Raw genomic sequence first — 21434 nt, forward strand, 5'->3', positions numbered from 1 at the left:
TTCTCGGCCGGCGCGGAGTCCGCGCGGCGGGTCGCGGCGGGTCAGGGTGTCGCGGGCTGGCGCGGTGGGCGCAGCTCGCGCGGCAGCGAGAAGACCAGCGTCTCCTCGGCGGTGTCGACCTCCTCGACCGAGCCGAAGCCGCGCTCGGCGAGATGGTCGACGACACCGCGCACCAGCACCTCGGGGACCGAGGCGCCGCTCGTCACGCCGATCGTCTGCACGCCCTCGAGCCAGGTCTCGTCGATCTCCTTGGCGTAGTCGATCAGGTACGAGGATCCGGCGCCCGCGCCGAGCGCCACCTCGACCAGCCGCACCGAGTTCGACGAGTTCCGCGAGCCGACGACGAGCACGAGGTCGCAGCGCGGTGCCATCGTCTTCACCGCGACCTGGCGGTTCTGGGTGGCGTAGCAGATGTCGTCCGACGGCGGGTTCTGCAGCTTCGGGAACTTCTCCCGCAGCGCACGGACCGTCTCCATCGTCTCGTCGACGCTCAGCGTGGTCTGGGACAGCCACACGACCTTGTCCGGGTCGCGGACGGTGACCTTGTCGACGTCGGCGGCCGACTCGACGAGCTGGATGTGCTCGGGCGCCTCACCGGAGGTGCCCTCGACCTCCTCGTGGCCGGCGTGCCCGACGAGCAGGATGTCGTAGTCCTCGCGGGCGAACCGCTTCGCCTCCTGGTGGACCTTGGTCACCAGCGGGCAGGTCGCGTCGATCGTCCTGAGCTCACGCCCCTTGGCCTCGTCGCGCACGGCGGGCGAGACCCCGTGCGCGGAGAACACGACGTGGGCACCCTGGGGGACCTCGGAGGCCTCCTCGACGAAGATCGCACCGCGGTCGCGCAGCGTCTCGACGACGTGCTTGTTGTGCACGATCTCCTTGCGCACGTAGACCGGCGCGCCGTACTGGTCGAGCGCCTGTTCCACCGCCTCGACGGCACGGTCGACGCCCGCGCAGTAGCCGCGGGGCTTGGCGAGCAGGACCTGCTTCGCAGAACCGGACATGCCACCAGCGTACGGACCACGATCGGCACGGGCAGCGGTACGTGACGGGCCCGACCGGACACGCCACGGCGGTCCCCCGCGACACGCACGCGCCACTGCTGGACAATGAGCCACATGTCACCGCTGCCGTTCCCCGTGCGGATCGCCGCCGGCCTCGTCGTGACGGCCGTGGAGCAGGCCCGTGAGCTGCCCCGGCACGCCGTCGAGCTGCCGGTCACCGCGGTCAGTCAGGCCCTGCAGGTCTCGATGCGCCTGCAGCAGACGGTCACCGAGCTGGCGATCAAGGGTGATCGCGCGCTGGGCGCGCTGCGCCCCGCCGACGACGTCCCGAACTGGGCCACGTTCGACGACGACCTCGCCGACCTGCGGCTGCCCGAGGCGGAGCCGATCGCGCCGCCGCTGCCGCCGGAGTCGTCGTCGGCCACGCCCGGCGACGGCCCGCGCAACGGCTCCGTGTCCACGCTGCGGCCGTCCCGCTCCGGCATCCCGATCGAGCGCCCCGGGCGGCCCGCGACGGCGTCGAACCGCGCCGAGGCGGCGGCGGGCGCACCGCAGGCCGTGCCGGAGTACCCGACGATGACGGTCCCCCAGCTGCGCGGCAAGATGCGCGCGCTGAGCCTCGATGACCTCTCCGACCTGCTCGCGTGGGAGACCGCGCACGAGAACCGGCCGCCGTTCGTCACGATGCTGACGAACCGGATCGCGACGCTCTCCCAGGAGAAGTGACCACCTCCGAGGACGACCCCTGGCCCGTCCGCACGGTCGCCCGCAAGATCGCCGAGTGGGTCGACCGGCTCGGAGCGGTGTGGGTCGAGGGTCAGCTCGCGCAGGTCAATGCCCGGACCGGCACCGCGTTCCTGACGCTGCGCGACCCGGCTGCCGACGTGTCGCTGCAGCTCACGGCGCCCTCGTCGCTGGTGCGCGACTCCGGCGGTGCCGTGACCGAGGGCAGCCGGGTGATCGTGCACGGCAAGCCCTCGTTCTACCTGGGGCGCGGGACGCTCAGCCTTCGGGTGGACCGGATCCGCGCCGTCGGTCTCGGCGAGCTGCTCGCCCGGATCGAGCGGCTGCGCCGGCTGCTCGACGCGGAGGGCCTGTTCGATCCCGCGCTGAAGCGCCGCCCACCGCTGCTCCCGCACACCATCGGCCTGGTGACCGGCCGGGACTCGGCCGCCGAGCACGACGTCGTCTCGGGCGCCACGGCCCGCTGGCCCGCGGTGCGGTTCCGGATCGAGAACGTCGCGGTGCAGGGCGGGCTCGCCGTCGAGCAGGTCGTCGGCGCGCTGCGGACCCTCGACCGCGACCCGGACGTGCAGGTGATCGTCCTCGCCCGCGGCGGCGGCAGCGTGGAGGACCTGCTGCCCTTCTCCGACGAGACCCTCTGCCGGGCCGTCGCGGCCTGCCGGACGCCGGTCGTGTCGGCGATCGGGCACGAGCCCGACACCCCGCTCGTCGACCACGTCGCCGACGTCCGCTGTTCCACCCCGACCGCGGCCGGCCGGAGCCTGGTGCCCGACCTCGGCGAGGAGACCGCGCGGATCGCCGGGCTGCGGGACCGGGCCCGGCACGCGTTGCACGGCTGGGTCGACCGCGAGCAACGACGGCTGGACGACCTGCGGCGCCGGCCCGCCCTGGCCGAGCCCCTGCGGCTGGTCGGGTCCCGGGAGCGGGAGATCGCCGACGCCCGCGCCGCCGCGCACCGGGCGGTGCTGCGGCGGCTGGACCGGTCGTCGTCGGAGCTGGAGCACCTGACCGCACGCCTGACCGCGCTGGGCCCGACGGCGACGCTGGCCCGCGGGTACGCGATCGTCCAGCTCACCGGGTCCGGGGACGATGTCCCGCCGCTGCTGCGGTCGGCCGCCGACGCACCGGCCGGGACCGGGCTGCGGATCCGGGTCGCCGACGGCGCGGTCGCGGCGACCGTCACGGGCCCGGACGACGACAGCAGACGGGCCTCGGGCACCACCACGACCTCGGGCACAGCGAAGGAGACCGGATGAGCGAGCGACCTGCCGTCGACACCCTCGGGTACGAGCAGGCCCGTGACGAGCTCGTCGAGGTCGTGCGCGCGCTCGAGGTGGGCGGCCTCGGCCTGGACGAGTCCGTCGCGATGTGGGAGCGCGGCGAGGCCCTGGCCCGCCGCTGCGAGGACCAGCTGGCCGGTGCCCGTACCCGCATCGAGGATCGGCTCGCCGAGGCCGAGTCGGGGGACGACACCGCCGACGAGACCTGAGCCCCTGGTTCGCACGGGATCCCGTCGTCCGCACGGGTTCCCGTCGTTCGCACGGGTTCCCGTCGTTCGCACGGGATCCGATCCCGTGCGAGGAGACCGATCCCGTGCGAGGCGCGGTTGGTTGTCCACAGGGAGCGGATTCGGGGTCGTAGGGGTGCTGCTGGGGGGCAGGGTCGGGGTATGACCAGCTCCGATGCGCTCCCCGGACTGGGGCCGTTCCGGCGGGCCGACCTGCATGCGGTGGGACTCGGCGATCCCGCGATCCGGGCCTTGGTGCGGGCGGGCCGTCTGCAGGCGGTGTGCCGCGGCATGTACGTGCCGGGCCCGGTCGCGCCGGCCCCGGCGCGGTCCCGGGCCGAGCACGTCGAGCGGCTGACGGCCCGGCACGTCCTCGCGATCCGTGGCGTCGTCGCCCGGCTCGACGCGCCGGCCGTGGTCAGCCACGTCTCCGCCGCGGTCCTGCACGCCGTCGACCTGTGGGACCTGCCGTTCGACCGCGTGCACCTGACCCGGGACCGCCCCAGCGGCGCGCGGCGCGGACACGACCTGCACCTGCACGCGGCACCGCTCCCTCCGGGCGACGTCACCGTGATCCGCGGGATCCCCGTGACGACACCGGCACGGACTGCCGTCGACATCGCCCGGGCGGCGACGTTCGACCAGGGGGTCGTCGTCGCGGACGCCGCGTTGCGGCAGACCGGCACGAACCGTCCCGCGCTCGAGGAGGTCCTCCGCGCGTCTGCCGGGCGGCACGGGGTGACCCGCGCGGCCCGCGTCGTGGCGTTCGCGGACGGGTGCGCCGCAAGTCCGGGCGAGTCACGCAGCCGGGTCCTGTTCGCGCGGAACCACCTACCGGTGCCGGTGCTCCAGCGGGAGGTCAGGGACCGGGACGGGATGCATGTCGCGACCGTCGACTTCTGGTGGAGCGGACGGCGCCCGGTCGTCGGGGAGTTCGACGGCGAGGTCAAGTACGGACGCCTGCTGCGCCCCGGTCAGGATCCCGGCGACGTCGTCGTCCAGGAGAAGATCCGGGAGGACCACCTGCGCGAGCTCGGGCTGGACGTGGTCCGCTGGACCTGGCAGGACCTGGCCGACCCGCAGCACCTGCTGGCCCGGCTCCGCCGCAGGCTCGGCACCCACAACACATGACCGACCCATGACACCGCCCGCCCGCCCGCTGGTTGCGCCACTTCGCACGGGGTCCCTTCGTTCGCACGGGATCGGATCCAGTGCGAACGGAGGGATCCCGTGCGAGCCATGGGCCGCGACCGATCCGGAGCGGGCCGTGGCCCCGGCGTAGCGGAGTCCGTTCGGGACGAAGTCCCGTGGCTCACGAGCTCCCGCCGCCCGCACGAGCTCCCGCTGCTCGCACGGGGTCTCGTCGCTCGCACGAGGTCTCGTCGCTCGCACGAGGTCCGACCCCGTGCGAGCGAACCGATCCCGTGCGAACCGGGATCCGACACGGGCAGGTCCTGCGTCGACGCGGGGCCTGTGTCGACGCGGGTCCCGGCGGGGGTGGGCACGGTGGTCACGGGGACCGGGCCGGTCGGCCGGCGCCGGGGTCAGGTCCCGGTGGGGAGGGTCCGGGCGGTGGACAGGGCTCCGGCGAGGGTGCGGAAGTCCTCCTCCGGGGCCGATCCCGTCACCAGGACGCGCACCTCCGGCGCTCCCGGCAGCGTCGTGACGCGGAACGGCTCCCCGCCCTCACGCTGGTAGGTCTCCCAGGTCAGGCCACCGGCGTCGATCGTGCCCTGGCGCAGCGGGGGTCCCTCCCCGCGCCCGGCGGCACCGGACTCGGTCACGAGCACCCCTTCCACCGACGCGTCGGTCTGCACCAGGCTCAGGTAGTCCGCGCCCGGCGTCACGTAGCCGATCCGGACCGCTGTCCCACCGCCCCCGACGGGCCCCCGGTCCGCCGAGTTCGCGCGGAACGGCACCTCCGGCACCCGCAACGGGAACGCCGAGCCGCGGGCGAAGTCGGCGAGGCGGGCCTCGACGTTCACGGTGGGCCCGGAGTCGGGGTCCTCGACCGGGCCGGTCGGTGCGAAGGAGCACGAGCCACCCACCGAGAAGATCAGCAGTGCGACGGGGATCAGGATCAGCACGGCGCCGATGAGGTCCCGCACCGACGTCTCGCCCCGCTCCGGCTTCCGCATCGCGCGCGGCCCCACCCGCGGGGCGGACCGGGTGGACGGCCCGGCGGGCTCCCGGCCACCGGCGCCCGGACGAGCGGCGGCGCCCGAGGATCCCGCCGCGCCGGACGGCCCGGCCTCGCCCGCCGCGCCGGTGTCGGCGCCGGTGTCGGCGACCGCGTCGTCCGACCGGCCGGGCGTCGCGGCGTCGTCGGACCGTCCCTGCTCGTCGGCTCCCCCGGACGCGGACGTGCTCGGATCCCGTGGCGAACTCACCGGTACATCGTCCCCCAGGCATGGCGTCGGTCGCTCATCACTCCTCCCCCACCCGGTCACGTGCGAGGATCGGAGGCCGCCGGTCCCCTGGCCGGGACCGAGCACGCCGCCGTGAATGGAGACGTCAGTGAGCCAGCCCCCCAACCCGACGACGAACCGCCGCCGCGAGGCGCCGGACCGCAACCTCGCGATGGAGCTGGTCCGCGTCACCGAGGCGGCCTCGATGGCGGCCGGTCGCTGGGTCGGCCGGGGTGACAAGAACGGCGGTGACGGCGCCGCGGTCGACGCCATGCGCCAGCTCATCTCGTCGGTGTCGATGCGCGGCGTCGTCGTCATCGGCGAGGGCGAGAAGGACGAGGCGCCGATGTTGTTCAACGGCGAGGAGGTCGGGAACGGCGAGGGCCCGTTCTGCGACGTCGCCGTGGACCCGATCGACGGCACCACCCTGATGAGCAAGGGCATGCCGAACGCCCTCGCGGTGCTCGCCGTCGCCGAGCGGGACGCGATGTTCGACCCGTCGGCCGTCTTCTACATGGAGAAGATCGCGGTCGGGCCGGAGGCGGCGGATCTGATCGACATCACCGCGCCCGTCGCCGACAACATCCGCAAGGTGGCCCGCGCCAAGCACGTCGACGTCGCCGACGTGACGGTCTGTGTCCTCGACCGCCCGCGGCACGAGCAGATCGTCAAGGAGATCCGCGAGGCCGGGGCCCGGATCCAGTTCATCTCCGACGGCGACGTCGCGGGCGCCATCGCCGCGGCCCGTCCGACATCCGGTGTGGACATGCTCTACGGCGTCGGCGGCACCCCCGAGGGGATCATCACCGCGGCCGCGCTGAAGTGCATGGGCGGCGAGATCCAGGGCCGGCTGTGGCCGAAGGACGAGGAGGAGCGCAGCAAGGCGGTCTCCGCCGGGCACGACCTCGACAAGGTCCTGACGACCGCGGAACTGGTCCGCGGCGAGAACGTCTTCTTCTGCGCCACCGGCATCACCGACGGCCCGCTGCTGCGCGGCGTCCACTACCGCGGTGGCGGCGCGACCACCCAGTCGATCGTGATGCGGTCGAAGTCCGGCACCGTCCGCCTCATCGACGGCTACCACCGGCTGACGAAGCTGCGCGAGTTCTCCTCGGTCGACTTCGACGGCGTCGAGGGCGAAGCTCCCCCACTGCCCTGATGAGGTGAGCCTCACCTAAGGGAGCGGGGACCGTCGCGGTGGAGTAGACCTGCGCGTATGAGCTCCGACTACCGCATCGAGCACGACACCATGGGTGAGGTCCGGGTTCCCGCCGAAGCGCTGTGGCGGGCCCAGACCCAGCGCGCCGTGGAGAACTTCCCGATCTCCGGGCGCGGCCTGGAGCGCGCCCAGATCCGCGCGCTCGGCCTGGTGAAGGCGGCCGCCGCCCGGGTGAACGGCGAGCTGGGCGTGCTCGACGACGACCGCGCGGCCGCCATCGCCGCGGCCGCCGACGAGGTGGCCGAGGGCCGGCACGACGACCACTTCCCGGTGGACGTGTTCCAGACCGGCTCCGGCACCTCGTCGAACATGAACGCGAACGAGGTCATCGCCACGATCGCGAGCCGCGCCGGTACCGACGTGCACCCGAACGACCACGTCAACGCGTCGCAGTCGTCGAACGACGTCTTCCCGACGACCATCCACCTCGCCGCGACCGAGGCGCTGGCCACCGAGGTCGTCCCCGCCCTGGAGCACCTCGAGGCGGCGCTGCGCCGCCGTGCGGCGGAGTGGTCCGAGGTCGTGAAGGCCGGCCGCACGCACCTCATGGACGCCGTGCCGATCACCCTCGGGCAGGAGGCCGGTGGCTGGGCCAGTCAGGCCGGCTACGGCGCCGACCGGGTGCGGGACGCGCTGCCCCGGCTCGCCGTCCTCCCGATCGGCGGCACCGCGGTCGGCACCGGGCTGAACGCACCGGACGGGTTCGGCGGCGCCGTCGTCGCGAATCTGCGCGAGGCCACCGGGCTGGACCAGCTGTCCGAGGCGACCGACCACATCGAGGCGCAGGGCTCCCGGGACGGGCTGGTCGAGGCGTCCGGCGCGCTCCGGACGGTCGCGGTGAGCCTCTACAAGATCGCCAACGACCTGCGCTGGCTGTCCTCGGGCCCGCGCACCGGGCTCGCCGAGATCCACCTGCCGGACCTGCAGCCGGGCAGCTCGATCATGCCGGGCAAGGTCAACCCGGTGATCTGCGAGGCCACGATGATGGTCTGCGCCCAGGTCATGGGCAACGACGCGACCGTCGGCTTCTCCGGCAGCCAGGGCAACCTGGAGCTGAACGTGATGATGCCGGTGATGGCGCGCAACGTGCTGGAGTCCGCGCGGCTGCTGGCGAACACGTCCCGGCTGCTGGCCGACAAGGTCGTCGACGGCATGGAGGCCGATCTCGAGCGCACCCGGGAGTACGCCGAGTCGTCGCCGTCGATCGTCACGCCGCTGAACTCGACGATCGGCTACGAGGAGGCGGCGTCGATCGCCAAGCAGGCGCTGAAGGAGCGGCGGACGATCCGCGAGGTCGTGATCGAGCGCGGTCACGTGGAGTCCGGAAGGCTCACCGAGGACGAGCTCGACCGCGCCCTCGACGTGCTGGCGATGACGCGCGGGGAGAAGCGCTCGTAGGTCTCCGACTGCGGACCGCGACCGCTCCGTCGCTGCAGGTCAAGCCATCTCCTGTTCACCTCGTGGCCCCCGTTCGGTCCACTTCCTCGTGACACGGTGTGGCTGATTGCCGATCATCACCATCCGAACGGATCAGCCGCATGCCCGACCAGCGCTTCGCGTACGAGCCCGTGCACGACCTGCGCAGTGGACGCTTCGCGGGCGTGGAGATCGTGCCGCGGCGTGTCCACGACGCCGTCGCCGTGCAGGCCAGGGACCGCGGGTGGGGTGCCCGGCAGATCGCCGAGCTGGACGCGAGCACCGTCGTCTCGGCGGTGACGTCGGCCCGCGCGGCCGACGGCGTCGTCCCGCTCCAGGTCGACGTCGCCGCCGACACGGTGCTCTACGCGCGGGACCGGCTGCGGGCCGTGCTCACCGTCGGCGCGACGTCGGTCGGCGCGGTCGCCCCGCTGCTGGAGATCGGCCCGCCGATCGCGGCGGCCGCCCCGGCCGAGGTGCTGGTGCCCGCACTCGCGGAGCTGCGCCGGTGGGGGTTCCGGATCGGGCTCGACGGCTGCGGACGGGCGTTCGGGCCCGAGCTCGTCGCGGCCGTCCGCCCGGACGTCGTGAAGCTGGAGCCGGAGCTCGCCGACGGCGTCCTGGACGCCGGCACCGGGGCGGCCGTGCGCGCCGTACTGGAGGTCGCGCGGGCGGTCGGGGTGCCGGTGGCCGCGACCGGCGTCCGGGACCCGGACCGGCTGACGGGGCTGTACGCGACCGGGGTGTCCGTCGCGCAGGGACCGCTGCTGGGTGGGGCCAGGCCCGAGCCCACGGCGGATCCGGCGACGCTGCCCGAGCTGCTGGCGTTGCTGCGTGCCGCACCGGGCGGTGCGGCGGTGCGGACGACCGGTCCGGCCACCGTGGGTCCGGCCGCACCCGGCCCGGCCGGACCCGCCCCCGCGGGCCCGCCGGTCCGGGGACTGGCCGCGCCCGCCGTCACGGTCGGCGCGGACGTCACCGGCGACGTCGCCCGCGAGACGATGCGCGAGCACCCGGACTCGGCGGGCGTCGTGCTGGTCGATGCGGCCCGGCGACCGGTCGGCTATCTCGACCGCAGCCGGTTCCTGCTGAGCATGACCGGCAAGTTCGGGCACGCGCTGTGGGCCGACAAGCCCGCGCGGGAGCTGGCCGACCCGCCGCGCACGGTCGACGAACGCACCCCGCTGTCCCGCGCGCTGGAGCTCAGCCTGTCCGGCGACCCCGCCCGCGCCTACGACGACCTGGTCGTCGTCGCGCCGGACGGGTCCTGCCGCGGGACGGTGACGGTGGCGGAGCTGTGGCGGCAGGCGATCCTGCCGGGCGCCGCCGACCGGCCCGGTCCCCGGTCGCAGGCCGCGGTGTCGGGTCCGCACCCCGTACCGGCGGCCGCGGCGTCCGGGGCGCATCCGGTGCGGGCCGACGCGGGTCGCCGTCCGGTCCACGGGCCGTCGGGCCGCCCGCCGATGAGCGCACCGGCCGCGCGGCACGGCCCGGGTCCCGGGGACGGACGCACGGCACGCAGCGCCTGAGCCATACCTGACCGGCCCGTGTCCGGGGACGGCGACGGGTCCGGGCCCGGCTCGACGCCGCGCGACTGTCGGTGGTCGCTGCTTTCATGAGTTCGTGCTGTTCCACGACGTCGTCGCCACCTCCGCCGCGGTCGGGGCGACCCGCGCCCGCACGGAGAAGACCGCCGCGCTGGCCGGGCTGCTGCGCGCGGCCGGGCCCGGTGAGGTGCTGCCCGTCGTCGCGTGGCTGTCCGGGGTGCCGCGGCAGGGCCGGATCGGGACCGGCTGGCGGACCCTCTCGGCGGTCGACGTCCCGGCGGCCGCGGAGCCCGCACTCGACGTCGGGACCGTCGACACGCTGCTCGACGAGCTGGCCGGTACCGCGGGCGAGGGCTCCGCGCAGCGCCGCCGCGACCTCCTGGCGGAGCTGTACGGCGCCGCCACCGCCGACGAGCAACGTTTCCTGCACCGGCTGCTCACCGGCGAGCTGCGGCAGGGCGCGCTCGAGGGTCTGATGGTCGACGCGGTGGCGGCCGCCTCCGGCGCGGGGCAGGCGGCCGTCCGGCGCGCGTTCATGCTCTCCGGCCGGCTCCCGGAGACCGCGGCGACCGCGCTCGACGGCGGCGAGACGGCACTCGCCGCGGTCGGTCTGGAGGTCGGGCGCCCGGTCCGGCCGATGCTGGCCTCCCCCGGCGACTCGCTCGACGCCGCGCTGACCTCGCTCGGCGCCGACGTCGTCGTCGAGCACAAGCTCGACGGCGCCCGGATCCAGGTCCACCGGCGCGGCGACGAGGTCCGCGTCTGGACGCGCACCCTGCGCGAGATCACCGCGGGGGTGCCCGAGCTCGTGGATCTGGCCCGCGGGCTGCCCTGCGACACCGCGGTGCTCGACGGGGAGACCCTCGCCCTCGACGACGACGGCCGTCCCCGCCCCTTCCAGGACACGATGAGCCGGTTCGGGTCCGACACCGACGACGAGGGCGTGATGCTCAGCCCGTTCTTCTTCGACCTGCTGCATCTCGACGGCCGGGACCTCGTCGACGAGCCCCTGGAGACCCGGCTCGACGCGCTCGCCGGGCTGCTCGCCGCCGACCGGCACGCGTCGCTGCGGATGCCGGGGGCACGGCGGCCGTCGGCGGAGGAGGCCGCGGCCGTGCTCGACGGGGCGCTCGGCGCAGGGCACGAAGGTGTCGTCGTGAAGGACCTCGCGACGCCGTACGCGGCGGGCCGGCGCGGGAAGGCCTGGCAGAAGGTCAAGCCGGTGCACACGCTCGATCTCGTCGTGCTCAGCGCGGAGTGGGGTTACGGCAGGCGCACCGGGTCGCTGTCGAACATCCACCTCGGGGCCCGCGACCCCGGTGGCGACGAGCCCGTGATGGTCGGCAAGACGTTCAAGGGGATGACCGACGAGCTGCTGGCCTGGCAGACCACGACGTTCCCCGGGTACACGCGCGCCGAGGAGCCCGGCGTGGTGTACCTGCGTCCCGAGCTGGTCGTGGAGATCGCGCTGGACGGTGCGCAGCGCAGCACCCGCTATCCCGGCGGGGTGGCGCTGCGGTTCGCGCGGGTCCTGCGCTACCGGCCCGACAAGACCCCGGAGGAGGCGGACACCCTCGACGCGGTGCGGGCGCTGCTGTCGGGCTGAGTCACCACACGGCCGCCACCGGAGCCGGGAGCGCGCCCTCCGGGCGGCCGTCGCCGGCGGTGCGGGCGGCGGGCGGCACCGGGCCCGCGTGCGTGCGCAGCACCCCGGCGGCGAGCACCCCGCCACCGGGGGCGGCGACGGTCCGCTCGATGCCGAGCAGTGGTGTCGCGGGTGCGACGCCGAGCAGGCCCGCGGTGTCCGGGTCCGCGGGCACCGGCCCCGAACGGGTCCGGACGACACCGGGGTCCAGGCGGGCGTCGGCCAGCAGCCGGTCGAACGGTCCCGTGTCGGGCACGGCGAGCAGCTCGGCGGCGGCGGGCGTCGCGACGTAGTGGGTCTCGAGCACCGTGCCGCCGCCGGCGGTGCCGGCCACGCACTCGGTGCGCAGCACCGGGCTGCCCGGCGGTACCCCGAGCCAGCCGGCGAGCACGTCGGGTGCGGTGATCCCGGCACGGCCGAGCCAGCGCGGCGGCCGGTGCGGGTCGGTGACCACGTCGTGCCCACCCCGGTAGTCGGGGGTCGCGACGATCCGGTGCGCGGCCGGACCCGGCCGCAACAGACCCTCGTCGGAGAGCAGTGCGAGCGCGGCCCGCACCACCGAGCGGGACACCCCGAAGGCGACCATCAGCTCGTCCTCCCGGGGCAGGAGGCCGGCGGCCCGGGGCCGGCCCGCGACGGCGATCCGCAACAGGTCCCGCACCCGGCGCGCGTCCGCGGCACGCACCTGCGGGATCGGCGACGGCACCGGCATGTACTCCACGGTAGGGAGGACGGGTTGCCCGAGGGTTCCGCGAACGTGACGTGCGGGTGACGGGCCCGACGCGCACCCCGCACCCGTCGTGGCGCGTATCATTCCGACACCGTGCGCTTCCTCGACGACCGCTCGCCGGACCACGACCTCACCTACGACGACGTCTTCCTCGTCCCGCGCCGTTCCTCGGTCGCCTCCCGGTTCGACGTCGACCTCGCCACCCCGGACGGCACGGGTGCCACGGTGCCGGTCGTCGCGGCGAACATGACGGCCGTGGCGGGCCGCCGGATGGCCGAGACCCTCGCCCGCCGGGGCGGCCTGACGGTCCTGCCCCAGGACGTCGCGACCGACGCCGTCGCCGGGATCGTGTCCTGGCTCAAGTCGCGGCACCCGGTGTGGGACACCCCGCTGGTGCTGCGCACCGGTGACGCCGTGGCGGACGCGCTCAACCTGCTGCCCAAGCGCGCCCACGACGCCGTCGTGGTCGTCGACGACGGCGGACGCCCCGTCGGGACGGTCGGCGAGGCCGCCTGCACCGGCGTCGACCGGTTCACCCGGCTCGCCGACGTCCTCGATCCGGACCCCGTGCTGCTGCCGTTGGACACCGCGCCGCGCGACGTCTTCGAGCAGCTCGACACCCGGCGCGGGAAGGTCGCGCTCGGGATCGACGACGACGGCCAGCTGGCCGGGCTGCTCACCCCGCTCGGCGCGATCCGGGCCGGGATCTACTCCCCCGCACTCGACGGCGAGGGCCGGTTGCGCACGGCGGCCGCGATCGGGATCAACGGCGACGTCGCGGTGAAGGCGAAGGCGCTGCTCGACGCGGGCGTGGACGTCCTGGTGGTCGACACCGCGCACGGCCACCAGGAGAAGATGCTCGACGCCCTGGGTGCGGTGCGGCGGGTCGTCGCGGAGTCCGGTGCGCCCGTCCCGGTCGCGGCAGGCAACGTCGTCACCGCCGACGGGGTCGCCGACCTGGTCGACGCGGGTGCCGACATCGTGAAGGTCGGGGTCGGCCCGGGTGCGATGTGCACCACGCGGATGATGACCGGCGTCGGGCGCCCGCAGTTCTCCGCGGTCGCCGAATGCGCTGCGGCGGCCCGCGAGCGCGGCGCCGTGGTCTGGGCGGACGGCGGCGTGCGGCACCCGCGCGACGTCGCGCTGGCTCTGGCCGCAGGAGCCGCGTCGGTGATGATCGGCTCCTGGCTGGCCGGGACGTACGAGTCGCCCGGCGACCTGCTGCGCGACGAGCACGGCCGCGCCTACAAGGAGTCGTTCGGCATGGCGTCCAAGCGCGCGGTCGGTGCCCGCACCCGCGGGGACAACGCGTTCGACCGCGCTCGCAAGTCGCTGTTCGAGGAGGGGATCTCGTCGTCGCGGCAGCAGCTCGACCCGGAGCGGCCCGGCGTCGAGGACCTCCTGGACGAGATCTGCTCCGGGGTCCGGTCGGCGTGCACCTACGCCGGCGCCCGCACCCTCGACGAGCTGCACGAGCGGTCCGTCGTCGGGGTCCAGACGACGGCCGGGTTCACCGAGGGCACCCCGCACGGCCTGTAGCGACCGGGCCCCGGCACGACGTGGCCCCCGCACACCGGGTGTGCGGGGGCCACGGTGCGGTGTCTAGGAGTTCGGCCCCTCCAGCATCTCGGTGACCAGTGCGGCGATCGGCGACCGCTCGCTGCGGGTCAGCGTGACGTGCGCGAAGAGCGGGTGCCCCTTCAGCTTCTCGATGACGGCGTTGACGCCGTCGTGCCGGCCGACGCGCAGGTTGTCGCGCTGCGCGACGTCGTGGGTGAGCACGACGCGGGACGCGGCGCCGAGCCGCGACAGCACCGTCAGCAGCACGTTGCGCTCCAGCGACTGCGCCTCGTCGACGATCACGAAGGTGTCGTGCAGCGACCGGCCACGGATGTGGGTGAGCGGCAGCACCTCGAGCATCCCGCGGGCGATGACCTCGTCGATGACGTCCTGGCTGACCAGCGCTCCGAGGGTGTCGAAGACGGCCTGGGCCCAGGGCTGCATCTTCTCGCTCTCGCTGCCGGGCAGGTAGCCGAGGTCCTGCCCGCCGACGGCGTAGAGCGGCCGGAACACCACGATCTTGCGGTGCTGCTGGCGTTCCAGCACCGCCTCCAGCCCGGCGCACAAGGCCATCGCCGACTTGCCGGTCCCGGCCCGCCCGCCGAGCGAGACGATCCCGACCTCGTTGTCGAGCAGCAGGTCGAGCGCGATCCGCTGCTCGGCGGAACGGCCGTGCAGCCCGAACGCCTCCCGGTCACCGCGGACGAGCTTCACCCGCTTGTCGGCGGTAACCCGGCCCAACGCGCTCGACGCCCCGGTGAGCCGCAGCCCGGTGTTGCAGGGCAGCTCGCGCGCCTCGTCGTGATCGATGACGCCGTCGCGGAACAGCGCGTCGACGTCCTCGGGGGCGACCTCCAGGTCCGTCATCCCGGTCCAGCCGGAGAACAGCACGTCCTGGCCGTGGTACTCGTCGGCGTCCAGCCCGACCGCGGCCGCCTTCACCCGCAGCGGCATGTCCTTCGTGACCAGGGTGACTTCCCCCGGGGATGCGGGGTCGGCCTTCAGGTTCAGCGCGCACGCCAGGATCCGCGAGTCGTTCGAGTCGGTGCGGAACCCGGCCGGCAGGACCGTGGGGTCGGAGTGGTTCAGCTCGACGTGCAACGTCCCGCCCTTGTCACCGACCGGGATCGGTGCGTCGAGCCGGCCGAACTTCACGCGCATCTCGTCGAGCTGGCGCAGTGCGGTCCGGGCGAACCACCCGAGTTCGGGGTGGTGACGCTTCGCTTCGAGCTCGGAGATCACGACCAGCGGCAGTACGACCTGGTGCTCGTCGAAGCGGAGCAACGACCACGGGTCGGACAGCAGGACGGACGTGTCGAGCACGTAGCAGCGGGTGGTACCTGCCGGGGCGTCCCCGACGGGCTCCGTCAGCGGAGACCTGTCGGTGAGAGCGGGACGATCGGTCACGGGTGCTCCCTCACGGGCGTGGCACCACGCCCGCTCTGCGTCGGGCCGGCCGGCCCTGATGCGGGTCGTGACGGCGTCGGAGGACCGTGGCGGTCCACCGGCCGGCACGCCCACGAGGGCCGGGTGCCGGCCCTCTCGGGTGCGTTCGACACCACGTTCAGGGCCTCCCGGACGAGCCGCATCGGGTACGGCCCGTCGACGAGGACGCTACTAGTGGTCACCCTCGTGCGGTCAATAGCAACTCTCCGTCGGTCAGCCGCAGAGAACCCTGATGGCAGAGTTGTAACCTGCCGTTCATCGCAACATTGCTACCGTCTGCCGTCGCAGCGACCTGCGGCGACACGAACGGGCGCCTACCGTTCGTCGGACGCGCAGTACTCCGGGTGCAGCAGCGCGGGCGCCGTGACTGCTGTCGTACCGGAACCGTTGCCTCTCGCGTCGCCACCCTCGGTGACGAGGTCGGGGGGCAGCACCGGGGTGTCCAGCAGCGCCCGCAGACCGGCCACCGGGCCGCCGGGATGCCGGGCCAGCCAGGACCGGACCAGCGGGGCACCCTCGGCGTAGGTGACGGGGTACCCCCGCCACTGCGGATGGTCGAGGAACGCGAGGATCCGCCGTGCCCGCGCCTCGGGGACGAGCAGCCAGCGTGCGAGGTACGCCGTGACCTCGTCCGGATCCGCGCCGTCGACGTGCCGCAGCAGGGCCGCGTCCTGCCGGACCCGGCCGAGCAGGTCCAGTTCGCTCTCGACCCGCTCGGCGAGGTCTCCGTCGATCCGGACCCCCGCGCCGGCCAACGCCCGCGCCGCGACCGCTCCCCAGCCCGGCCCGGGGACGACGCCCGCGGCCGCCTCCGCCGCGCCCTCGGCGATCAGCCCCTGCGGGCTGCGCACCAGGCGCAGCGCGAGCTCGGGGAAGCGCGCCACCGCCACCTCGGCCCGGCAGTACTGGGTGTGGTGGCCGGGGTAGACCTCGTGCGCGAGCAACGGGAGCAGCGCGCCGGCACGGATCCGCGCGGCATCGGTGATCGACACCCTGCTGCGCAGGCCGCCCCGGTAGCGCGTGAAGGCGGTCCACGGCCGGTCGGCCACGAGCGCGACGACGGCGTCCTCCCCCCGCGGCAGCCCCAGCAGGTCCCGGGTGCGGCGACGCAGCTCGGCCGTCACCGCCGTCACCGCCGCACCGAGCCGCCGCGGCGGGACGACGTCGCCCTCCCGGTACGCGCGCATCCGCGCGACCACCGGCCCCCGGCCCGGCAGCAGCGCGCCGAGCCTCCGGTGCACCTCGCGGTACTCGTCGGTGTCCGTACGGCGCGGGGTCACCCCGAAGGTGTCCCTGACCTCGGCGAGGTAGCCGGGCCGGTCCCCGTCCAGCAGCCGGGCCTGGCAGTGCAGTGCGGTGAGGCCCGCGTCCAGATGACGACGGCGCGGAGCCGGCATCCCCGATCCCGCGAGCTCCGCCCGGAGCCGGGCCGCGTCGGCCACGAGACGACCCGGCTCGGACGGTGGCTCGTCGGCGACCCGGCGTGCGAGTGCCGCGTCCGGTGCGGGCCCGTCGAGTATCCCGGGGCGCAGCCGGTCGAGACGCACGGCGAGCTCGACCGTCGCAACCAGGAGCGGGTCCGGGGTCATCATCGGAGCGTAGGCGGGTCGCAGCTGAACGACGCCCCGAGCCGCGGGGTACGCGTCCGTTCGGTGGCCAGTGGGCACGTAACGTCACCGAAACCTGCGTCCGAACCCACAGCCGGCGCGCTCGAAGAATGCCCGATCGAGGGAGTATCCGAACTCAAAGTAATAGGGTCCCCCGATGGTGTGGCCGAGTTTGTTCGGGCGGAATACGACCGCTAGATTTCTCGGCAGTCGGTACGGGCTCCCCCACTTGTCAACGTGCCGACAGGCGTGAGACCGGCCTTCGGGCGGACTCAGAGACTCTACAGGAGAAGAACTGTGCTGAAGAAGGCTGGAATCGTGGTTGCGGCCTCCGCCGCGTCCCTGCTCGCCGTCTCCCCCCTCGCCTTCGCCGGCGACAAGGGTGACGACCACGGCCACAAGGGTGGGCACCACCACGGCGCCGAGAACGTCATCGACAAGGACGCCAAGGGCCTGATCGCCGGGCTGAACGGCAACAACGTCAACGTGCCGATCCAGGCCTGCAACAACAACGTCCCGGTGAACGTCCTCGGCGTTCAGGTTCCGGTCGAGGACGCCTCCGCCCTCAACGGCGTCACCGGCGCCCTGGGTATCCTGGGCGACGCCAAGGCGAAGTCGGGCGACTCGGTCACCGACCAGTCCGACAACTGCGCGCAGGAGTCGGGCGCGGGCGACAGCATCAACTGATCTCGATCAGTTCGCCGAAAGGCCCCGGAGCATTTCGCTCCGGGGCCTTTTTCGCGTTTCCGGGCGATTCCTGATCCAGCCGCGTCCGATCACCACACGTGACTCTTCACGGAACGGCGGACGCCTTCGACACGACCGTGTCCGATAACTGGGAGTAGATCGTCCGTATCGCCCGCATCTAGCTACGTTCCGTGACCGTCTCGTCAGTCGCCTCGACACCGACGGTGGGTCGCGCCGGATTGGTCGGGGCGCTCAGCGGACAGGTTCGCCCGGGCCCGGACCTCCCGACCGAGGGTGGGGTCCGCTGAAGTCGCTGCTTGGGGAAGCGATTTCCCGCACGGGGTCCCGCCGCGAGGTCCGCCCTGCGGCACCGCGGCCGAGCCTCACCGTCAGAGGCGCTCCACCCGCCGGCGCGACCCGCAGCACTGAACCGGACGATGGCCCCGAAGCCCACCCCGGACTCGGCTCGCCCCCGCTCGCCCCAGCTCGCCCCAGCTCGGCTCGGCCCCGCCCGATTCGGCCCCGCTCGGTTCGACCCAGCTCGGTTAGGCCCCGCCCGGCCCCGTCCGGCTCGGCTCGGCCGGTTCGGCCGGCTCGGCCTGTTCGGCCCGGACAGGCCGGGACTCACCGAATCCGCCGCAGCAGGGCCCGCCGCCCAGCATCTCCCGCCCGCCTCCCTGCAGCGCCTTCCCTTCCGCGGCGCCCACGGCGCCCGACCCCGCCGAGATGCAGCTCAGCGCACCTCGGAGATCGACACATCGCGCTGACCTGCATCTCGGCGAGGTTCATCCGGGCACGGACGGCCCATCGCGCCCGACCCCGACGGCCGACGCAACGATCCCCGGCGCTCCGGCCTCCGATCACCGGCGCCCGAGCGCCGCAGCGGCCGGGATCCGGGACGAGCCGGACGGGCGCTCACGATGCCCCCGGGGCGGCTACGCCGATCAGCCGCCGACCGTTGCGCCGCTCCACCCAGCCGCGACACGCCCGAACGCCTCTCCGACATCTGTCGGGATCATCCAGAAATCCGCAGGTACACGAATGGATCGGCGACGCCCGCTGAAAAATACGGAGGGTCAGATTGTCGTCGCCGGAAGCCTCCGTTAGATTGACGCTCAGTCGATGCGGGCTCCCCGGTTCGAGCGTCGACAGGTACTGAGAGTGTGTGCGGCGACTCCGTGCGCGCTCTCCGACTACAGGAGACGGACTGTGCTGAAGAAGGCTGGAATCGTTGTGGCGGCCGGTGCCGCGTCGATGGTCGCGCTGAGCCCGCTGGCGTTCGCCGGCGACAAGACCGACGTCGACTACAAGAAGAACAGCGACAACAAGTCGTACTCGAAGTCCGAGGTCAACAAGCAGCTCGGCGACAACGCCGACCAGCTGGCCAGCAAGGACTCGGCCGGCCTGGTCAACATCTCGGGCAACAACCTGAACGTGTCCCCGCAGGCCTGCGGCACCGCGTTCAACGGCAACAGCCTGGTCCAGGGCGCCCTGGGCGGCCTGTTCTCCGAGGCCGAGAACTCCTCGGGCGTCACCTCGGACAACGGTGTCGACTGCACCAACGCCTCCGACAACGGCGACGAGGTCAACCAGAACTCCTCGGAGTCCGGCAAGCACGGCGGCAGCCACAAGTAAGTCGCCCGCGCACCGCGCACGGGAAGGCCCCGGGGTTCGCCCCGGGGCCTTTCCCGTTCCCGGACCGCCGGGAACCCGCTCGCGAAAATGCTGCAACGAGCGAGGACCCGGAAGGTTACGCACGAATTCTGGTCAGCCGCCGAAACGTCGGTGTCGTGCGGCGAAGTCGCGCAGAGCGCGGAGGAAATCGACCCGTCGGAACTCGGGCCAGTACGCCTCGCAGAACCAGAACTCCGAATGCGCCGACTGCCAGAGCAGGAAGCCCGACAGGCGCTGCTCCCCGCTGGTCCGGATGACGAGGTCCGGGTCCGGCTGTCCGGACGTGTACAGGTGCTCCGCGATGTGGTCGACGTCGAGGGTCTCGGCGAGCTCCTCGATCGTCCGTCCGGCCTCGGCCTGGCTCAGCAGCATCTTGCGCACCGCGTCCGCGATCTCCTGCCGGCCGCCGTAGCCGACGGCGACGTTGAGCTGCAGGCCGCCGCGCTCCCCCGTCCGCGCCACCGCGGCCGCCAGCCGGTCCGCGAGCGACTTCGGCAGCAGCTCCATGGCTCCGACGACGCGCAGGCGCCACGGGGTGTCGGGCCCGGAGAGGTCGTCCACGACCCCGCCGATGATCTCCAGGAGGTCCTTGAGCTCGTCCGGCGAGCGCGTGTCGAGGTTGTCGGTCGACAGCAGGAACACCGTCACCACCTCGACGCCCGCCTCCGAGCACCAGCCGAGCATCTCCGCGATCTTCGCGGCCCCGGCGCGGTGTCCCTCCGCGGGATCGGCCAGTCCGGCCTCCCGCGCCCAGCGCCGGTTGCCGTCGAGGATCAGCGCGACGTGTTTCGGGCTCTCGGCCCCGTCGAGCTGGCGCAGGATCCTGCGCTCGTACACCGTGTAGAGCAGGTCTCGGACGGCCACGTGCGCAGAGCCTAGTCCGGCCCCGCCGCGTGTGGCGTTCGTCCGCCCCGCGGGACGACGACCGGTGCACCGCGTAGCGTCGGCCCGTGTCTCCCGTGAGCACCTCTCCGTCCGCTCCGGTCAAGCCCCGGATGCGGGGCTGGCTGCACCTGTGGAGCCTGGTCGCCTCGGTCTTCGCCTGCGCGACGCTGATCAGCGTCGCCGGCGCACTCGTCGGCACGTCCGCCGCGCTCGCGACGGCCGTGTACACGCTCACGACGTTCGGGTTGTTCGGGATCAGCGCCCTCTACCACCGGCGCACCTGGGCCGACCCCGCCCACCGGCGCCTGATGAAGCGCCTCGACCACTCGATGATCTTCCTGTTCATCGCGGGGACCTACACACCCGTGTCGGTGCTGGCCCTCCCCACGAGCACCGCGACCTGGGTACTGACCGTCGTGTGGGTGGGCGCGCTCGCCGGCGTGGCGCTGAAGCTGGCCTGGCCGACCGCACCGTCCTGGGTCGGCGTCCCGATCTACGTCGCCCTCGGCTGGGTCGCCGTGTTCGTCCTGCCCGCCCTGCTGGACGGCGGCGGGGTCGCCGCGTTCGTCCTGCTGATCGCCGGCGGGGCGCTCTACACGGCGGGCGCGGTCGTGTACGCGCTGCGCCGGCCGGACCCGTGGCCCGCGACGTTCGGGTACCACGAGCTGTTCCACGCGGCGACCGTCCTGGCCTGGGCCTGCCACCACGTCGCGATCTGGCTGGTCCTGCTGCGCTGACCCGGCACGCGCCGCGGTCGCGGCCGGATGCTGCGGACCTCGCTCAGGCGGGGCCCTCCGCCCGCAGGTCGTCCACCCGTGCCATCGCCGACCGCAGCTCGGACAGCCACTCGTCGGCGTTCCGGCCGACCAGGCGCACCGACCAGGCCAGCGCGTCCGAGCGCGACCGGGCGACGCCGGCGTCGACCAGCGTGTCGAGCACGACCCGCTCCGGCTGACGCAGCCGTGTCATCACCGGCACCGAGATCGTCGTGAACAGCTCCCGCGTCTCCCCGAGACGCGCGCCCCACGCCACCTTGCGCCGGTAGCGGCTCTCCGCCTGGCGAGCGATCTCGATCCGCTCGTCGCGGGTCTCCTCACGGAAACGGGCGATGCGCCCGGCCTCCGCGGCGGCGGTGTCCGCACGGCCCTCGTCGGTACCGGCCTGCTCGCCGTCGAGCGGCGGGAGCTCGCCGACGACGACGATCTCGTCGCGGTCGCAGGTCACCTCCGGCGCTCCGGTGAACCAGCCGTCCGGCAGCCGCCCGGAGAACCACGCCGCGGCGTCGTCGGCCGGCGGGAGGTCGGCCTGCTGCCAACCGCCCCGGCTACGTCCTCGTCCTGTCATCATCACGCACC

Annotated in this window: 19 protein-coding genes; 12 read left to right on the top strand and 7 right to left on the bottom strand. The window is 73.8% G+C overall.

Annotated features, from left to right (window positions below; genetic code table 11):
- Positions 1 to 41: 41 nt before the first annotated feature.
- Complete coding sequence (locus AD017_RS09345; RefSeq protein WP_060573964.1) at positions 42 to 1004, bottom strand: 4-hydroxy-3-methylbut-2-enyl diphosphate reductase; 963 nt, start codon at positions 1002 to 1004, stop codon at positions 42 to 44.
- 114 nt (positions 1005 to 1118) lie between these two features.
- On the opposite strand from AD017_RS09345, the gene AD017_RS09350 reads away from it, so the two are divergent.
- The 4 genes from AD017_RS09350 to AD017_RS09365 all read left to right on the top strand — a co-directional run bounded on the left by AD017_RS09350 (position 1119) and on the right by AD017_RS09365 (position 4386).
- Positions 1119 to 1730 carry a lipid droplet-associated protein gene (locus tag AD017_RS09350; protein WP_010225419.1) on the top strand — a complete coding sequence of 204 codons (612 nt, stop codon included), beginning with the start codon at positions 1119 to 1121 and terminating at the stop codon, positions 1728 to 1730.
- Positions 1727 to 3004 (top strand): exodeoxyribonuclease VII large subunit, encoded by a 1278-nt coding sequence (gene xseA / locus AD017_RS09355; protein ID WP_060573965.1) that lies wholly within the window; start codon positions 1727 to 1729, stop codon positions 3002 to 3004. Before AD017_RS09350 ends, xseA begins: the two co-directional genes overlap by 4 nt.
- Positions 3001 to 3237, top strand: coding sequence for an exodeoxyribonuclease VII small subunit (locus AD017_RS09360; RefSeq protein ID WP_060573966.1), 237 nt, complete (start codon positions 3001 to 3003; stop codon positions 3235 to 3237). The genes xseA and AD017_RS09360 overlap by 4 nt, the downstream gene beginning before the upstream one ends.
- Positions 3238 to 3417: 180 nt before the next feature.
- Positions 3418 to 4386 (top strand): type IV toxin-antitoxin system AbiEi family antitoxin domain-containing protein, encoded by a 969-nt coding sequence (locus AD017_RS09365; protein WP_060573967.1) that lies wholly within the window; start codon positions 3418 to 3420, stop codon positions 4384 to 4386.
- 413 nt (positions 4387 to 4799) lie between these two features.
- On the opposite strand, the gene AD017_RS09370 is transcribed toward AD017_RS09365, so the two are convergent.
- Entirely contained in the window at positions 4800 to 5645 is an 846-nt protein-coding gene (locus tag AD017_RS09370; RefSeq protein ID WP_060573968.1) for a DUF4245 domain-containing protein, read from the bottom strand.
- Between the two features lie 115 nt (positions 5646 to 5760).
- On the opposite strand from AD017_RS09370, the gene glpX reads away from it, so the two are divergent.
- From glpX to AD017_RS09390, 4 genes are all read left to right on the top strand, one after another.
- Entirely contained in the window at positions 5761 to 6822 is a 1062-nt protein-coding gene (glpX, locus tag AD017_RS09375) for a class II fructose-bisphosphatase (protein ID WP_050802217.1), read from the top strand.
- A gap of 57 nt (positions 6823 to 6879) precedes the next feature.
- Positions 6880 to 8280, top strand: coding sequence for a class II fumarate hydratase (locus AD017_RS09380; protein WP_060573969.1), 1401 nt, complete (start codon positions 6880 to 6882; stop codon positions 8278 to 8280).
- Positions 8281 to 8420: 140 nt separating this feature from the next.
- A complete protein-coding gene (locus AD017_RS09385; RefSeq protein ID WP_060573970.1) occupies positions 8421 to 9827 on the top strand; it encodes an EAL domain-containing protein in 1407 nt (468 codons plus the stop codon).
- A 94-nt stretch (positions 9828 to 9921) separates the two neighbouring features.
- Entirely contained in the window at positions 9922 to 11451 is a 1530-nt protein-coding gene (locus AD017_RS09390; protein ID WP_060573971.1) for an ATP-dependent DNA ligase, read from the top strand.
- A gap of 1 nt (position 11452) precedes the next feature.
- On the opposite strand, the gene AD017_RS09395 is transcribed toward AD017_RS09390, so the two are convergent.
- The gene (locus AD017_RS09395; protein WP_060573972.1) at positions 11453 to 12202 is read right to left on the bottom strand and encodes a GntR family transcriptional regulator; all 750 of its coding nucleotides are present in this window, start codon (positions 12200 to 12202) and stop codon (positions 11453 to 11455) included.
- A gap of 111 nt (positions 12203 to 12313) precedes the next feature.
- Here AD017_RS09395 and AD017_RS09400 point away from each other — a divergent pair, with 111 nt between their 5' ends.
- Entirely contained in the window at positions 12314 to 13759 is a 1446-nt protein-coding gene (locus AD017_RS09400; protein ID WP_060573973.1) for a GuaB1 family IMP dehydrogenase-related protein, read from the top strand.
- Between the two features lie 63 nt (positions 13760 to 13822).
- On the opposite strand, the gene AD017_RS09405 is transcribed toward AD017_RS09400, so the two are convergent.
- Positions 13823 to 15103, bottom strand: a complete 1281-nt coding sequence (locus AD017_RS09405; protein ID WP_060722291.1) for a PhoH family protein — start codon at positions 15101 to 15103, stop codon at positions 13823 to 13825.
- 437 nt (positions 15104 to 15540) lie between these two features.
- Entirely contained in the window at positions 15541 to 16815 is a 1275-nt protein-coding gene (locus tag AD017_RS09410; protein WP_145982704.1) for a DUF885 domain-containing protein, read from the bottom strand.
- Positions 16816 to 17130: 315 nt separating this feature from the next.
- On the opposite strand from AD017_RS09410, the gene AD017_RS09415 reads away from it, so the two are divergent.
- Together AD017_RS09415 and AD017_RS09420 are read left to right on the top strand one after the other, a co-directional pair.
- On the top strand, positions 17131 to 17520 hold the full coding sequence (locus tag AD017_RS09415) for a hypothetical protein (protein WP_010240746.1): 390 nt from the start codon (positions 17131 to 17133) through the stop codon (positions 17518 to 17520).
- A gap of 1209 nt (positions 17521 to 18729) precedes the next feature.
- Positions 18730 to 19155, top strand: coding sequence for a hypothetical protein (locus AD017_RS09420; protein WP_139316990.1), 426 nt, complete (start codon positions 18730 to 18732; stop codon positions 19153 to 19155).
- Between the two features lie 132 nt (positions 19156 to 19287).
- On the opposite strand, the gene AD017_RS09425 is transcribed toward AD017_RS09420, so the two are convergent.
- Positions 19288 to 20058, bottom strand: coding sequence for an isoprenyl transferase (locus tag AD017_RS09425; RefSeq protein WP_010240742.1), 771 nt, complete (start codon positions 20056 to 20058; stop codon positions 19288 to 19290).
- Positions 20059 to 20189: 131 nt separating this feature from the next.
- Between AD017_RS09425 and AD017_RS09430 the strand changes: the two genes are divergently transcribed.
- The gene (locus AD017_RS09430; RefSeq protein WP_060573975.1) at positions 20190 to 20816 is read left to right on the top strand and encodes a hemolysin III family protein; all 627 of its coding nucleotides are present in this window, start codon (positions 20190 to 20192) and stop codon (positions 20814 to 20816) included.
- Between the two features lie 43 nt (positions 20817 to 20859).
- On the opposite strand, the gene AD017_RS09435 is transcribed toward AD017_RS09430, so the two are convergent.
- The gene (locus AD017_RS09435; RefSeq protein WP_060573976.1) at positions 20860 to 21426 is read right to left on the bottom strand and encodes a hypothetical protein; all 567 of its coding nucleotides are present in this window, start codon (positions 21424 to 21426) and stop codon (positions 20860 to 20862) included.
- Between the last annotated feature and the right edge of the window lie 8 nt (positions 21427 to 21434).

The organism is Pseudonocardia sp. EC080619-01 (genome assembly GCF_001420995.1).
Taxonomy (GTDB): Bacteria; Actinomycetota; Actinomycetes; order Mycobacteriales; family Pseudonocardiaceae; genus Pseudonocardia.

Excerpts from the sequence above, each read along its gene's own strand:
- AD017_RS09345 (WP_060573964.1), bottom strand. The coding sequence starts at position 1,004 with ATGTCCGGTTCTGCGAAGCAGGTCCTGCTCGCCAAGCCCCGCGGCTAC.
- AD017_RS09350 (WP_010225419.1), top strand. The coding sequence starts at position 1,119 with ATGTCACCGCTGCCGTTCCCCGTGCGGATCGCCGCCGGCCTCGTCGTG.
- AD017_RS09360 (WP_060573966.1), top strand. The coding sequence starts at position 3,001 with ATGAGCGAGCGACCTGCCGTCGACACCCTCGGGTACGAGCAGGCCCGT.
- AD017_RS09365 (WP_060573967.1), top strand. The coding sequence starts at position 3,418 with ATGACCAGCTCCGATGCGCTCCCCGGACTGGGGCCGTTCCGGCGGGCC.
- glpX (WP_050802217.1), top strand. The coding sequence starts at position 5,761 with ATGGAGACGTCAGTGAGCCAGCCCCCCAACCCGACGACGAACCGCCGC.
- AD017_RS09380 (WP_060573969.1), top strand. The coding sequence starts at position 6,880 with ATGAGCTCCGACTACCGCATCGAGCACGACACCATGGGTGAGGTCCGG.
- AD017_RS09385 (WP_060573970.1), top strand. The coding sequence starts at position 8,421 with ATGCCCGACCAGCGCTTCGCGTACGAGCCCGTGCACGACCTGCGCAGT.
- AD017_RS09395 (WP_060573972.1), bottom strand. The coding sequence starts at position 12,202 with ATGCCGGTGCCGTCGCCGATCCCGCAGGTGCGTGCCGCGGACGCGCGC.
- AD017_RS09410 (WP_145982704.1), bottom strand. The coding sequence starts at position 16,815 with ATGACCCCGGACCCGCTCCTGGTTGCGACGGTCGAGCTCGCCGTGCGT.
- AD017_RS09430 (WP_060573975.1), top strand. The coding sequence starts at position 20,190 with ATGCGGGGCTGGCTGCACCTGTGGAGCCTGGTCGCCTCGGTCTTCGCC.
- AD017_RS09435 (WP_060573976.1), bottom strand. The coding sequence starts at position 21,426 with ATGATGACAGGACGAGGACGTAGCCGGGGCGGTTGGCAGCAGGCCGAC.